The sequence below is a fragment of the Qipengyuania aestuarii genome (assembly GCF_019711535.1).
Classification (GTDB): Bacteria; Pseudomonadota; Alphaproteobacteria; order Sphingomonadales; family Sphingomonadaceae; genus Qipengyuania; species Qipengyuania aestuarii.
Genome location: NZ_JAIGNP010000003.1, coordinates 882549 through 897227 on the forward strand (window position 1 = coordinate 882549; position 14679 = coordinate 897227).

The 14679-nt window shown below is 59.8% G+C and carries 13 protein-coding genes; 5 read left to right on the plus strand and 8 right to left on the minus strand.

Translation table 11 applies throughout. From position 1 onward, the window contains the following. Position 1: 1 nt before the first annotated feature. The 6 genes from K3175_RS14020 to K3175_RS14045 form a co-directional block, all read right to left on the minus strand. On the minus strand, positions 2 to 553 hold the full coding sequence (locus K3175_RS14020) for an RNA polymerase sigma factor (RefSeq protein ID WP_247710904.1): 552 nt from the start codon (positions 551 to 553) through the stop codon (positions 2 to 4). A gap of 200 nt (positions 554 to 753) precedes the next feature. Continuing rightward, positions 754 to 3534 carry a TonB-dependent receptor gene (locus K3175_RS14025; RefSeq protein ID WP_221544085.1) on the minus strand — a complete coding sequence of 927 codons (2781 nt, stop codon included), beginning with the start codon at positions 3532 to 3534 and terminating at the stop codon, positions 754 to 756. Between the two features lie 109 nt (positions 3535 to 3643). Further along, a complete protein-coding gene (locus K3175_RS14030) occupies positions 3644 to 4378 on the minus strand; it encodes an acid phosphatase (RefSeq protein WP_221544086.1) in 735 nt (244 codons plus the stop codon). Between the two features lie 328 nt (positions 4379 to 4706). Next, on the minus strand, positions 4707 to 5147 hold the full coding sequence (gene arsN2 / locus K3175_RS14035; RefSeq protein WP_345719366.1) for an arsenic resistance N-acetyltransferase ArsN2: 441 nt from the start codon (positions 5145 to 5147) through the stop codon (positions 4707 to 4709). A 3-nt stretch (positions 5148 to 5150) separates the two neighbouring features. Next, entirely contained in the window at positions 5151 to 5687 is a 537-nt protein-coding gene (locus K3175_RS14040) for a YceD family protein (RefSeq protein WP_221544087.1), read from the minus strand. Next, positions 5684 to 6202, minus strand: coding sequence for a ubiquinol-cytochrome C chaperone family protein (locus tag K3175_RS14045; protein WP_221544088.1), 519 nt, complete (start codon positions 6200 to 6202; stop codon positions 5684 to 5686). The genes K3175_RS14040 and K3175_RS14045 overlap by 4 nt, the downstream gene beginning before the upstream one ends. 183 nt (positions 6203 to 6385) lie before the next feature. Between K3175_RS14045 and K3175_RS14050 the strand changes: the two genes are divergently transcribed. The 5 genes from K3175_RS14050 to K3175_RS14070 all read left to right on the plus strand — a co-directional run bounded on the left by K3175_RS14050 (position 6386) and on the right by K3175_RS14070 (position 10805). Next, a complete protein-coding gene (locus K3175_RS14050; RefSeq protein ID WP_221544089.1) occupies positions 6386 to 6862 on the plus strand; it encodes an outer membrane protein assembly factor BamE in 477 nt (158 codons plus the stop codon). Positions 6863 to 6919: 57 nt separating this feature from the next. Beyond that, positions 6920 to 7480 (plus strand): ATP-dependent protease subunit HslV, encoded by a 561-nt coding sequence (hslV, locus tag K3175_RS14055; protein WP_221544090.1) that lies wholly within the window; start codon positions 6920 to 6922, stop codon positions 7478 to 7480. Positions 7481 to 7540: 60 nt separating this feature from the next. Then, positions 7541 to 8842 carry an ATP-dependent protease ATPase subunit HslU gene (gene hslU, locus K3175_RS14060; RefSeq protein WP_221544091.1) on the plus strand — a complete coding sequence of 434 codons (1302 nt, stop codon included), beginning with the start codon at positions 7541 to 7543 and terminating at the stop codon, positions 8840 to 8842. A 66-nt stretch (positions 8843 to 8908) separates the two neighbouring features. After that, the gene (locus K3175_RS14065) at positions 8909 to 10402 is read left to right on the plus strand and encodes a hypothetical protein (protein WP_221544092.1); all 1494 of its coding nucleotides are present in this window, start codon (positions 8909 to 8911) and stop codon (positions 10400 to 10402) included. A gap of 22 nt (positions 10403 to 10424) precedes the next feature. Further along, positions 10425 to 10805 (plus strand): ACT domain-containing protein, encoded by a 381-nt coding sequence (locus tag K3175_RS14070; RefSeq protein ID WP_221544093.1) that lies wholly within the window; start codon positions 10425 to 10427, stop codon positions 10803 to 10805. Here K3175_RS14070 and K3175_RS14075 read toward each other — a convergent pair. Both K3175_RS14075 and K3175_RS14080 read right to left on the minus strand, forming a co-directional pair. Further along, a complete protein-coding gene (locus tag K3175_RS14075; RefSeq protein WP_221544094.1) occupies positions 10796 to 12289 on the minus strand; it encodes a SulP family inorganic anion transporter in 1494 nt (497 codons plus the stop codon). The genes K3175_RS14070 and K3175_RS14075 overlap by 10 nt on opposite strands. A gap of 109 nt (positions 12290 to 12398) precedes the next feature. Continuing rightward, positions 12399 to 14219 (minus strand): ABCB family ABC transporter ATP-binding protein/permease, encoded by a 1821-nt coding sequence (locus K3175_RS14080; protein WP_221544095.1) that lies wholly within the window; start codon positions 14217 to 14219, stop codon positions 12399 to 12401. Between the last annotated feature and the right edge of the window lie 460 nt (positions 14220 to 14679).

Sequence of the window (14679 nt, forward strand, 5' to 3'; positions counted from 1 at the left end):
ATCATTCCTCATCGAACCGCTCCTTGAGCTGGGCGAGGACGAGGTAAACCTTGCGCAAATCGCTTTCCACCGTGCTGACGCTGATACGCATGTCGCGCGCGATCTCGCGCTGCGGTTGGCCGGCGATCCGGCTGCGCTGGAAGATTTCCCGCGCGCGCTCCGGCAGGTCCGCCAGTGCGGCATCGACCTGCAGCGCCATCTGCCGCCCGATAACCAGTCTCTCCGCCGATGGCGCTTCGGAGACGCCGCCTTCCGGATCGCCCGTCGCCTCCGACCAGGCTGCCTCGCGCAATTGCGCCTGCCGTGCGGAGCGGAAGCGGTCGATCATCACGGTGTTGGCGATGCGATAGAGGTAGGACATGGGTGATGCCACCGGCCCTGGCGCGCTGCGCTCGAGCTTCAGCCAGACCTCATGCAGCACATCCTCGGCATCGCCGCGGGCCCCGCGCGCTTCGAGAAAGCGCAGCAATGCCTGACGGTTGGCAAGAAATACCGCCTGTAGTCCTTCGTCCGGTTCATGCATTACTGCCGGCGTTTCTTCCTGAGTATCCAAGCAAGCGACTGCGCAGAGCTGAATGTGAAGCAATTCAAATAAACGCGGCAATTAGTCTTTCAACCGACAAAGGACAATCGGCAGCCTTCCTTTTTACAATAAGAAACGGGCCGCCTGAACATATCAGACGGCCCGTTTCGTCGTGGTATTATACGCTGGCTGGCATCCCGATCGAGATGCAAAACTGTACCGAGCGGGGCTTAGAACTGGGCGCGAACACCCAGGCTGATTCGGCTTCCGGAAAATTCGTAAGTCGTCGGGAAGGACGGATCGATGGTGTAACCGGTCGTCGGCTCGTCGGTAAAGTTGATAGCCTGAAGCTCGACACGCAAGCTCGGGGTCATCTGATAGCTCGCCGAGAAGTCGAACTGGCCATAGGCGTCGCGGTAGACGGGGTACATGTTGCGCTCGATGCGCTCGACATAGGCGCCCTTGCGATTGTAGCTCACCCGGACTTGGAATGGACCTTGGTCGTAAAAGCCGGTGATGTTGTAGACGCTGTCCGCCAGCCCGACCGGTGATGTCGGGACATCGATATCCGATTCCCCGGTCAGCGAGCTGTCGAGGAAAGTGACGTTGGCGTTCACCCCGAACCCTTCGAAAGTGCGGCTGAACATGCCAAAGGGGAGGACCGCCACCAGTTCCACGCCGCTGACGTCGTATGACCCTTCCGCATTTACGGGTTGATAGACATCGAAATCGTAAACGCCGTCGATCGTGCCGTTGGCGTTATATTTGGTCACATCGCGCACGACGCCGGTCAGTTCGTTCTGAACCACGCCTTCGATATTCTTCCAGAAATAGGACGCCGCCAGCAGCCCGCCGGAGCCGAAATAATATTCTGCGCCTGCTTCCCATTGATCCGCATAAGTCGGCTTCAGGCCCGGGTTGCCATCCGTGAAGCGGAAATCGTTGAAGCTGGCGGTCCGCTTGTAGGCCAGATCGGTGAGAGCCGGGCGGATCAGCGTCTGCGATGCGGCACCGCGCAGGATCAGGCCGTCGGTCACCTCGATCGTGGCGTTGATGGCCGGCAGCAGTTTGTCATAGTCGCCATCGCTCGAAACCGGCTCGTCCGTGTAGCCGGTGGTGCCATCGGAATTCTGAATCTGGAAGAAACCCGACGACCGGATATCGGTCTTGATATACCGCGCGCCAGCGTTGAGAAGCACTGGCATCGAGCCGAGATCGAAATCGAAATTGACCATGCCATAGGCGGCCCAGGTCTTTTCCTTCACCCGGTAGAATTGCCCGTCGTCAAAGGGCGAGAGGAAGCCGTCCGGCCGGAAGAAATCGCGAGCATAGTCATTGGAGATCTGCTGCCACGTCAGGTCGCGGGCCTGATAGTCCTTGCCGCCGACAATATCGATGACATCCATCAGATCGCTGTCGGCAAGCGTGCGTTCGTTGACATACGAGCTATCCCCCGGCGTGGGGCCCTGTATCTTCTCCTCGCCGTAATTCCGCTCTTTGGTCTTGTCGGTATAGCGCGCACCGATGTGGACCGAACTCAGGCCCAGCAGGCTGCCGCGATCGAAGCTGCGGCCAATGTCGATCTGCGCGGCATATTTGTCGTCCGAGATCTCCTCATAGGTCGTCTCATAGGCCTCGAACAAATAGGACGAGGGCGAATTGTACATATCGAAGGATGCCGGGTCGTCGCTCGGGATCGTTTCGCCTCCGGTCTCCGTGTAGCGCGTGCGGGAGGGCGCATAGGCGACATGCTTGAGATTGGCATAATCGCTCGACTTATCGGCGCCCGAATAACCGCCGAGCATGTCGATGGTCCAGTTTCCGGGCGCCCAGTTCAGTTCGCCTCCGAACTGACGATAATTGGTTTCGTTCACGCGTTCCTTGCTCAGGAATTCGTGCTGCGTCGCGGTGTAAGATACATCGCGCAGGACTACGATGCCATAATCGGCGAGCGTCGTATCGTCGTAATCGTGAATGACGTCGAGCGTCGACCGGCTCGATGCGGAATAGGCTGCGGCGTCATATTCATCTTCAGTGGAATCGTATGAGCCGAGAAAGGCGTCAAACGTCACGCTCAGCTCGTCGCTGGGCTTGTATTGAAGCGAACCCGAGAAGCCGAGGCGTTCCTGATCGTTGAGGTAGATGCGGTCACCGACCTTGTCGAGGAACACAATGCGGCTCGTCTGGTCGTCGTCCGCCGGGTCGAGAATGATGCCGGCGTCGCGTTCCAGAACCGCAATTGCCTGATCCGTTTGCGCGTTTCCGCGATCGGTCCAGCGCGAAATCGGCCGAAAGTTGATGCCGGAATTTGAATCGGTACGATTGGTCCGCTTGCCGTAAGCTGCCGACAGCAGAACACCGAAGGGCCCCCATGTCTGGCTGACCAGCAGCGAGGCCTGCGGATCGATTTCCTCCGAAATGGAATTGTAGGCGCCTTCGACGGAGCCAACTATGCGCGAGCCGGAAAAATCGAAGGGGCGGGCAGTGCGGATATCGACGATCCCGGCGATTCCGCCCTCCTCCTGCGCTGCCGTGGGCGATTTGTAGACCGTGACGGTCTGCACCAGTTCGGATGCGAAGATGTCGAATTCGACATCGCGCCCGCCCGAACCCGAAGCGGTTGCAAGATCGTTGATCTGCACATGAGTAAATTCGGTCGGAAGGCCGCGAACGTTCACCCGGGTTCCCAGGCCCTTGTCACGTTCGATCGTCACGCCGGGTACGCGCTGTAGCGCTTCCGACAGATTCTGCTCGGGAAAGTCGGCGATGTCGGTGGCGACGATGGAGTCGGAAAAGCCGATGGTGTCGCGCTTGATGTCGATCGCGCGTTCGAGCGACTCCCGGTACCCGCTGACGACGATAACGTCGCCTTCGCCGGCGTCATCCGAAGTTGTCTGATCGGCTCCTTCCTCAGCCGTCTGGGCTGCGGCGGGTATGGCCAGAAAGGCCGCTGCTGCCGCACTGGCGAGGAGAATGGACTTGCGCGCCGTGACGCTGGAATTTCTTGTCATGTAGATGATCCCTTCATGGTGAGACGGACAGCGCCTTGCGCAGCCCGCGTCCCCTCCCGAATGTGCGTTTGTCCCGCTCGCCCTGCGTGGGTGCGGCGGTGATCTGTTTTTAGGATTTGGTGCAGTTTTCCGGCGCATCAGCCGCAGCGCGTGCAGCACGAAGCTCCTTGCGGGCGACCTCAAGATCCTGCCGGAATTCCTCGGAGTTCATTTCAGCCGCGAAGATCACCGCTCCGGCCAGCGTGCCGGCTTCGGCGGCGCTCTGACTGTGCGATCCGCAAATCCAGCGGCTTTCCCCGAATTCCCGCCCCCGGGCGAGCAATTGGGTGACGCGATCCGGAGCCAGCGCGGCCAGAATCATGGCGACGTGCTGGCCGTGCGCGGCATGACCGGAAGGATAATCGCCATTCCCGGCCAGATGCTCGGTGCGCGGCTCGCAGATCGGCAGATCGTTATCGAGCCAGGGCCGCGCCGTCTGGTAATGCTTTTTGGCATCGCCAACCACTCGCCGGTCGTTGCCCGCCCGGTCGAGCAGGCGGCTCAGCGCCGGTACGTCGTCCTCTTCCAGCGTGGCGCCCAAGGCGCAGGAAAAATGATCGAGCATACCGCCGGTGACGTCGCGCGTGGCGAGGTCCCAGCGCGGGCTGTCCTTCATCTCGCGGCTTTCACGATAGATTGCCCGGTCTGACTGCGCGCGCGGCGATCCCGGTTCCGGGGGCGGCGGCAAGATCTCCACGAGATTCGGGCGATCCTCAGGTTCGAGATAGCCGCTGCTTCCGCTCTGCGAATCTGCCGGCATCGCAGCGCCCGCAGCAAGCAGGACTGCCAGTGTCAGTCTTTTCATCATGTCCCTCCGACGATCCCAGTCAGTCGGGCGGCCTATGATGTGGGCCGGTTACCCCAGCGTGACGGAGAATGGTCGGTTCGGTGACAATGAGACGATATTGGGACAGCTGGGGGCGAGGCCTTCGGAAACATGCCGATTTCACTCAGGCTTTTCACGCAATCTCACGATAGAAGCAGGCCTTATCAGAGCATATCTAAAATTATCCGTTCAACGCTATCGGGGGTCGCATACCCAACAAAGCGAGCGGAAGCGCTCAGCTGGCGTCAGGGACACCTATCTCTTTGACCAGTTGGACGCAGTATGATCCGCCAATGTGTAGGACTCATCACAAGTCCTTCACAAGGTATTCGGCACTCGCCGGGCAGAGCGTCGTGAACTCCCGTGAACGGGCAATGGTATCGGGAGCTTCATCTCGGCTGGCAGGCTGGTAGCCGTGTTTGCGAAAGAACTTTGCGGCCGTTGTGGTCAAAAGATGCAGCCGTCTGGCGTTGTCTTCGCGGACCCGGTTTTCCAGAACGGCGAGGGCTCTGCTGCCTATTCCTGCGGCACGGTGATCTGGCGGGATGACAAATGATCTCAGCAGACGGTCGCTCCCGGTTCCCTCGACACCGATAAAGCCGAGCTGGCGATCTGCGCGGCGGATACTGTAAAACTGGCGGCCCGGTTCCGAAAGGTCGTCATGAGGTAAGCCGCTGGCAGCGAGCGCCGCGGCAAGGTCTCGCATTTCGCTGGTATCGCCAATGGGGCGGAGCGAAACCTCGTCCACCGCTCAGCCTTTTTTCAGCGCCGACAGGGCTTCGGCGAGCGGCCCGCTGGGGGCGCGTTCCTCGTCGCTTTCGATGCCAGCTTCGGCGCGCCGTTCCTCTGCGCCCGGGCCTTCGCGATAAGGGTCGATGGCAAGGCCGAGTTCCTGTGCGATCGCTTCGCCGAGATCGAAGGTCTCGCCTTCATATTCGATCTCGTCCAGATCTTCCTCGGTCAGTTCGAATTCCTCGTCCTCCTCGTAATCCGCCATGGTTCCGGCAGGCACGAAACGGAGCGCGAAGCTTTCGGAAATGTCGTAGGTAATATCCTCGCGCGTGACCGCGCAGGGCTGCTCGATCCGGGCCGACAGGGTGCCATTGGCGAGGACTGCCTCGTCCTTCTCGCCAAATTCGACCGTCGCGGTGAGCTGGTGGATGGCGGTAACCGAAAACCGGCGGGCAAGCGCGCTGCGTTCGGTGTCGCTCGCCTCCACGCTCATCTCTCCGGCGGGAAGGGCGCGCGGCTTCACCAGCCGGACCAGTTCGTTGTCCTGCCCGCTCATGCCGCAATCTCCCCGGCGCGCAGCTGGTCGGCGCTCGTCCGTCCCAGCCGTTTGTGCAGGCGGATCATCCGTTCGGCCAGCGCGTAGCTTTCATCTTCCTGTGCCATGGTCACATTGCGCCTGAGAGCATCGGCCAGAGCGGCGCGATCTTCGTTACCCAGCGCCGTGCGATAGCTGCCGAGGCGGCCGCCCATGCTGCTCATCAGATTGCCGATCTTCTTGCCCACGGTGGGATCGCCGATCCCGGCTTCGCGCAGCTGGCCTTCCATATCCTCCACGAAAAGCTCGGTTACCAGCGCGGTGTGCGGGGCAAGCTCCTTGTCCGCCTCCATCCGCAGGAGCACCAGGCTGAGGACCAGCGTGACCATGTCGAAGCGGCCTTCCAGCGTGTCGGCCACGCCGCACATGCGATACCAGTCGGGTTCGCGCGCCTGTTCCACGATCGTGTGCCACAGCGGGCGCCACTCTTCGCGCGGGTCGGGCTGCGTGCCGAAAAGGCGGGTGAGGAAGGACATGGATCGGGTCTCGTTTTGCGAAATCGTTCAGCGGCAATTCAAACCGCCGCGGGCAGGCCCATCCCCTGTTGCACGCAAAGCCAAGTTGCATGGACGCGCGCGGCGGTTTAGGGCCTCGCTCGCGCATATAGGGCGCGCAGGCCAGCAGGCCAAGCGCCTCGGAAACGGAGTAAAGCAGTTCCCATGAGGATCACGAAAATCCTTGCCACGTCCGCACTGGTTGCAGCCGGCCTCTCCCTTGGGGCCTGCTCGTCGATCCGGGAGAACCGCGGTTATGTCATCGATTCGGTGCTGCTGAATTCGGTCCAGCCGGGAATCGACAACCAGCGCAGCGTCGAAATGACGCTGGGCCGCCCGACCTTCACCAGCCAGTTCGGCGATCCGACCTGGTATTACGTGTCGTCCACCACGGGCCGCAAACCCTTCGTGCGCCCGCGGGTCGAGGCCCATCAGGTGCTGGCCGTGAAGTTCGGCCCTGATGGCGATGTCCTCTCGGCTGATCGCACGGGTATCGACGAAGTGGTCTATCTCACGCCCGATGGTGCCGAAACGCCCACGCTTGGCCGCGAGCGGGGCTTCCTCGAAGATCTGTTCGGCAATATCGGTACGGTCGGCCAGCCGGGCCTCGGCGGCACCGGTCCGGGCGGTCCGGGACGCTGACGTCAGGCTTTACCGCATCGCCTTGACCCCTCTGCCGCGCACCCCATATCGCGCGGCATGAGTGATCAGGACAATCGCCACGGCCTCGTCCAGTGGCACGGAACAACCATCATCGGCGTCCGCAAGGGCAATCGTATCGTCGTCGCCGGCGACGGGCAGGTGTCCATGGGCAATACCGTGATGAAGCCCAATGCCCGCAAGGTCCGCCGGATCGGCGAAGGCGGCAAGGTCGTCGCCGGATTTGCCGGCGCCACGGCCGATGCCTTTACCCTGTTCGAACGGCTCGAGAAGAAGCTCGAGCAGTATAACGGGCAGTTACTGCGGGCTGCGGTGGAACTGACCAAGGACTGGCGCACCGACAAATATCTGCGCAATCTGGAAGCGCTGATGATCGTGGCGGACAAGGACAACCTTCTTGTCCTCACCGGCAATGGCGATGTGCTGGAACCCGAAGCGGGCATTACGGCCATCGGCTCGGGCGGAAACTACGCGCTCGCGGCCGCCAAGGCCATCGCCGAATATGAAGACGATCCCGAAGTGATCGCCCGCAAGGCCATGCAGGTCGCCGCGGACATCTGCGTCTTCACCAACGGCAATGTCACAGTCGAAGAGGTCTGAGGAATCTCAGGCCAATCCTGCACTGCCGTCCCTCCTATGCGTGAAATTGGATAAGATAGCTTGATCGAAAATCTCACCCCCAAAGCGATCGTCGCAGCTCTCGATGAACACATCATCGGCCAGAAGGAAGCCAAGCGCGCCGTCGCGGTCGCCCTGCGCAATAGGTGGCGCCGTCAGCGGCTTGACCGTAATTTGCGCGACGAGGTGACGCCGAAGAACATCCTCATGATCGGACCCACCGGTTGCGGCAAGACGGAGATTAGCCGCCGTCTCGCCAAGCTGGCCGAAGCCCCGTTCGTGAAGGTGGAGGCGACCAAGTTCACCGAGGTGGGATATGTCGGACGCGATGTGGAACAGATCGCCCGGGACCTGGCCGAAGAAGCCATCCGCCTGGAAAAGGACCGCCGCCGCGAAGCGGTTCGTGAAACCGCCAGCCAGGCTGCGATGGAACGGCTGCTCAACGCGCTCGTCGGCGAGAATGCCAGCGAGGCCACGAGAGAGGCCTTCCGCCAGCGGATTGTCGAAAATGCGATGAACGACACCGAGGTCGAGATCGAGGTTAAGGACCAACCGCAATCCAACATGGAGATCCCTGGCATGCCCGGCAATGTCGGCATGATCGACCTGTCAGACATGCTCGGCAAGGCGATGGGCAAGTCCAACCTCAAGCGGCGCAAGTTGAAGGTCCCCGATGCGTGGGATCGTCTGGTCGAAGAAGAGGCTGAAAAACGCATGGACCAGGACGACGTGAACCGCGTGGCGCTGGAAAATGCCGAGACCAACGGCATCGTTTTCCTCGACGAAATCGACAAGATCGCGGTGAGCGACGTCCGCGGCGGATCGGTCAGCCGTGAAGGCGTCCAGCGCGATCTTCTACCGCTCATCGAAGGCACGACAGTTGCCACCAAATACGGTCCGATGAAGACCGACCATGTACTCTTCATCGCCAGTGGAGCGTTCCACGTATCGAAACCATCGGACATGCTGCCTGAATTGCAGGGCCGCTTGCCAATCCGGGTTGAACTGCGCGCGCTGACAGAGGAAGACTTCGTCCGCATCCTCACCGAGACGCGCGCGAACCTCGTACAGCAGTATAAGGCGCTGATCGGGACGGAAGACGTCATGCTCGAAATCACCGATGATGCGATTGCCGAGGTCGCAAAGATTGCCGCCCGCGTGAACGAGAGCGTCGAAAACATCGGCGCGCGCCGTCTCCAGACTGTTATGGAGCGCTTGCTGGAAGACATCAGCTTCGAAGCCGAGGAGCACAGGGGCGAAACGATAACCATAAACGCGGACTATGTTCGTGAACGCCTCGACGATCTTTCTGGCGACACGGACCTTTCCAAGTATATTCTCTGACGAACGTCGCCTTGACCGGATGATTCTTCTCTCCGGCCAAGGTGTTCGTGGGTTGGAGGGTAAATAGTGAGAAAGTTCATGGTGGCTGCATTGTTCGCAGCCATGATTTCATCGCAGGTCAGTGCACAGGATAGCGCGCCAGAAAAATATGCGAACTGGACGGAACGGGACTGGTCCGAAGCTGCACGTACAGATGTTCTCGCCGCCTATCGCGAGTTCGTAGAAAACCATCCGGGCGTTTATGACCTTGCCAATCCCGGTTTTCTCAAGCAGCTCGGCGAAGCAAGGTCCGCCGGACTGGCCGCTGCGAAAAAGGCAGAAGATCAGTCTGGCTATGCTTTGGCCTTGGCCAGTTTCAGCTCGATCCTGTCGGATGGCCATGCGCAGGCTCAAGCCTTCTCTCCACCCGTCCCCTCGGACGCGCCGCGATATTGGCCGGGTTTTGTCGCCCTTTGGCGCGGTGACCGTCTCATCGCCAGCACGCCAGATCGGAATGAGATGTTGAATGGCAGCGAGATCACTGAATGCGATGGCATGCTGATCAAGGAATTCCTGACGGACCGGCTATTAGTCCGTAATTTTCGTCCGAATGAAGCCGGCCAATGGTGGGTTCGCCCCTCACAGCTATTCTATTCGATCGGCGAGCTCTCGAGCAGCCATCCTCGCAAATGCACGTTTTCGTTAGCGGATGGCGAGAAAATGACACAGGCCCTGGATTGGTCCGCCGCTACCAAAGAACAGCGCGATTTCTACGGAGAGAGCGTTTTCCCTGCTGCAGAACCGACTATCCTCAGTGAGCCTCGCGACGGGATTTTCGTGATCGGATTAGGAGATTTCGATCCCGGCGATGACCTGCGTACGCAATACGCAGCGCTCTATTCAGCGGTTGAGAGGAGGAGAGAAGAACTCCTGAGGGCGAGAGCTGTCGTAATGGATATGCGTGGAAACAACGGCGGGTCGTCGGAATGGTCGCGCAGGCTGGCTTCGATACTATGGGGTGAAAGCGCCCTTCAGTCTCGTTCTCATCAGAGCGAGGCTATCGACTGGCGTACGAGTCCTGATACGATCGAGTATCTGGAAGAAGCGGAAACTGAATTTCGAGAAAATGGCGAGCTCGAAATCGCCGACTGGTTGTCGGCGACCACCGAAAGCATGACCGCAGCACATAACGCAGGCAAGCCGCTGTGGCGCGAAACCCAGGAGCAGGCGCCCGTCGAAACAGGTGGCGAAGCGCCGACACCGACCGATTTCACGGTACCGGTTTATGTGATCAATTGGGGACTGTGCGCCAGTGCATGCCTCGATGCGAACGATGTCTTCACGCGGTTCGCTAACACGAAGCTTATCGGCGCACCCACTTCCGCGGATTCAACCTACATGGAAGTGCGCACTGTTCCGCTTCCGGCAGGTCCTGGACAGCTTGTGATACCGAACAAAGTCTATGTCGGACGTCCGCGCGCGTGGGGAGAATTTTACGAGCCCGACATCATGATGGACCAAGTGGACTGGTCGACCGATGCTTTTCTGGACAGGATCGAGACCGATTTGGTGGCCGGATGAACGTGGGATCACGCTCGTTTCAATGACCTCCTGGTTAAAACCCAAGTTGGACGGGCAAACTTGGCGGTTTGTCCTGCTGGATTCCGCCAATGCTGCTGATCTCTTAGGCGCGGCAATCGGAACATTCCGGGAAGACGAAGGGGTGACAGCAATCGTCCCCGTCGATGTGGCTGATAAGCTGGGAATTGGCGGCCCGGATTTCGGCAGGATATCCCTTATGGTTCACTCCGATCTCGAGGAGGTCGGCCTCACCGCCAAAGTGGCGACCGAACTCGCCGAAGCGGGCATCGCGTGCAACATGGTCGCAGCTTTTTATCACGATCATGCTTTTATTCCCGCAGCGCGTGCCCACGAGGCCCTGGATCTGCTGGAAAGACTTGAGGTGCCACCCGATCAGGGATGAGGTGCCAGTCCGATTTCGACACCTGTCTTGTCGGTCAGAGCAAACTTGTCGACAAGGTCGCTGCTTGCCCTGTTCAAGCCACGAACTTGAACGCTGCGGCCGTTGCGGCGCATCCGTTCCACTACCTTGTCGAGTGCTCCGACAGCCGAAATATCCCAGAAGTGAGCCTTACGCACGTCTATTATCACATGGTCGGCGGGATCGGGCTGAGTACTTTCAGGGCCGAACGCGGCCTCGAAACGTTCGACGCTGGCGTAGAAGATCTGGCCCTTGGCGCGATAGACAGCGGTATTGCCATCCCGTTCGCGAACGACTTCGAACATCGTCATAACCTTGTGGGTGAAGAACACTCCGGAGAGCAGGACGCCCGCAAGGACGCCAAGCGCCAGATTATGCGTTGCCACGACCACGACGACCGTCGTCAGCATGACTACGCTGGACTGCCAGGGATGCTTGGAGAGATTGGGTATCGAATTCCAGGAGAAGGTCCCGATGGACACCATGATCATGATCCCCACCAGAGCGGGCATGGGAACCTGGCCCACCAAATTGCCCAAAACAGCCAAGAGGACGAGCAGGGCCAGGCCAGCAGTGAAGGTCGAAAGGCGCCCGCGACCACCGCTGGTCACGTTGATGACCGACTGGCCGATCATTGCGCATCCGCCCATCCCGCCGAAGAATGCCGCAACGACGTTTGCCACCCCTTGGCCGGCACTTTCCCTCCGCTTGTTGGAACCGGTATGGGTCATGTCGTCGACGATCTGTGCAGTCAGCAAGGATTCCAAGAGGCCGACGGCCGCCATCGTGGCCGAGTAAGGGGCGATGATCGCCAGTGTTTCCCAGGTTAGCGGTACGTCCGGAAGCACGAAATAAGGCAGGCCCTCTGGCAATTCCCCCATGTCAGCCACAGTGTAGACCGGTGCGTTGATCCAGATGCTGAGTGCCGTCAGAACGATGATGGCCACCAGCGGACTGGGGACCGCCGTCGTCACTTTGGGGAAAAGATAGATGATCGCCAGAGCGGCGGCGACCATTGCGTAGGTTTCCCATCCGACATTGGTCAATTGCGGCAGTTGGGCGGTGAAAATGAGAATGGCCAGAGCGTTTACGAACCCGGTAATTACCGAGCGCGAAACGAATTGCATGAGAAGATCGAGGCGCAACAGGGCAGCGATGCCTTGAAACACACCCATGAGAATGGTCGCAGCGAAGAGATATTCCACGCCGTGATCGCGCACGAGAGGGACCACGACTACGGCCACGGCGGCTGTCGCCGCACTGATCATGCCGGGTCTTCCGCCTGTGAATGCAATGACCATCGCGATCGCGACCGAGGCATAAAGGCCGACACGCGGGTCCACCCCTGCAATGATCGAGAAACCGATCGCTTCGGGTATCAAAGCAAGCGCCACGACGATCCCGGCAAGAACGTCCGCACGGATGTTGGAAAACCAGTCGCGTTTGATCGCGCCGAGATCAGGCATGTTGTCTATCCAGCATTGGAGGAAAGGCGCGGTTGCGCCGAAAAACTGCTTGCCCCTTTAGCAATTGTGCAATGCAGCACAACCCTGGTGCCCGATAGCATCGCCGCGATTAAGCAAGCGCGCCTTCGTCCTCGCTTTGCTCTGCCTGCTGGCGAGCCCACATCTCGGCATAAAGTTCGCCCTTGCGGAGCAGTTCAACATGGGTGCCGATTTCGGCGAGGCGCCCATGGTCCAGCACCAGGATACGGTCCGCATCTGCGATGGTCGAAAGACGGTGCGCGATTGCAAGCGTGGTTCGGTGCTCGCTGACACGCTTCAGCGTACGAAGAATGTCCTGTTCGGTCCGGCTGTCCAAGGCGCTGGTGGCTTCGTCGAGAAGCAGGATGGGTGGATCCTTGACTAGAGTTCGGGCGATCGCAACGCGCTGTTTTTCACCGCCGGACAGTTTGAGACCGCGTTCCCCCACTTCTGTCTCGAAACCGTCCGGTAATCGTTCAATGAACGGCAAGATCGCGGCGGCATCGGCTGCTGCCACTATGTCGTTGTGATCCGCGCCTTCTCGGCCATAGGCAATGTTGTAGCCAACCGTGTCGTTGAACAGCACGCTGTCCTGCGGGACTATGCCGATATGCGAGCGCAGGCTCTGCTGAGTGACGCCCGCGATATCCTGCCCGTCGATCAGAATGCGGCCGCGTTGGGGGTCGTAAAAGCGGAAGAGCAGGCGGGCGATGGTGCTCTTGCCTGCTCCGGAAGGTCCGACAATGGCAACATTGCTGCCCGCTGGTACCTCGAATGTGAGGCCGTGGAGGATGGTCCTGTCCGGTTCGTACCCGAAGTGCACGTGATCGAAGGTGATCGTCGGGCGCTTGACGACGAGGGCGGGCGCGCCGGGCCTGTCCGCCACTTCGACCGGGGTATCGATGAGGTTGAACATGGCGGCCATGTCGATGATCCCCTGCCGGATCGTGCGATAGACCCAGCCCAGCATATCGAGCGGGCGAAAGAGTTGGGTGAGGTAGGTGTTCACGAACACCAGATCGCCGGTCGTGAGCTGTCCCTTGCTCCAGCCCCATACAGTGTAGGCCATGGCTCCGCCCATCAGCAGATTCATGATCAGCGCCTGCACCATATTGAGCATGCCGAGCGAGTTTTCGCTCTTGATGGCGGCCTCGGCATAAGAGCGCGCCGCGCGGCCATAGCGGTCCCGTTCCCGCTTCTCGGCGCCGAAATATTTTACCGTTTCATAATTAAGCAGGCTGTCCACCGCTCGCGACAGAGCCTGACCGTCGAGATCATTCATCTGCTTGCGCAGCTTCGTCCGCCACTCTGTGATCCAGCGAGTGACGGCAATGTAGGTGATGACGGTCATCCCCGTTGCCGCCACAAGTTCCCATCCGAAATTCAGATAGAAGATAACCGCGACAGCCGCGAGCTCAATCACGGTTGGAGCGATATTGAACAGCAGAAAATATAGCATCGAATCGATGCTTTTCGTGCCGCGCTCGATCGTTTTAGTGACTTCCCCCGTGCGACGGGAAAGATGGAACCTCAGCGAAAGGTTGTGAAGCCTCGCAAAGGTATCTTCCGCCAGATGGCGGGTAGCCTCCTGGCCAACTCGTTCGAAAACGATATTGCGTGTATTATCGAAGACCACACTGGCGAGCCTCCCGGCTGCGTAAGCCACAACGAACGCGATCGCCACCATCGCCGCCTCGTTCGCGGGTGTGGTCATCGCATCGACTGCCTTCTTGTATGCGTAGGGAAGTGCAAGGGTGGTGGCCTTCGCTAGGAGCACCAGCCCCATGGCAATCGCGATACGCCTCCTCAGGTCGGGATGCTCTTTCGGCCAGAGATAGGGAAGAAAGCGTTTCAGCGTCTTCCAGCTATCGGCGTCCTGACGCTGGTCGGAGGTGATCGTATCGGGCGGCATGCGCCGTTATTTGGGATACTGGACTGCCCGGGGCAAGGCCAGGAAGCGGAGTGGCTTGGATGGAAGACGTAGGCCGAGTGGTCCGTGTCGCTTAGATTTGTTGGGCAATCGAAAGTCCACAAAACATCGCGGACATCACCGGATGCAATTGGGAGAAGGAGGCATAAACTTGGTCGAGCCTCGATATTCCAGTTTCTGCACTGGCTGTAGCCAAGCCATCAGGCAGTCCGCGAAACCTGCGCAAGGAACCAATCGCCGATACTAATGTCGGCCTGATCGAAAGATGGATTGTGGAGCCCTTGAAAATTTGGCGCCGGTCACCATTTGGGAAGGGCAGAAATGTAGCGGAAACGGTCGGTTCCAAAAAAGTTCAAAAAACTTTTAAAAACCCATTGACCGAATCTTGGGTGGGGCCTAGATGGCCCTCACCGACGCGGCGCTGACGGTTTCTACCGGACGC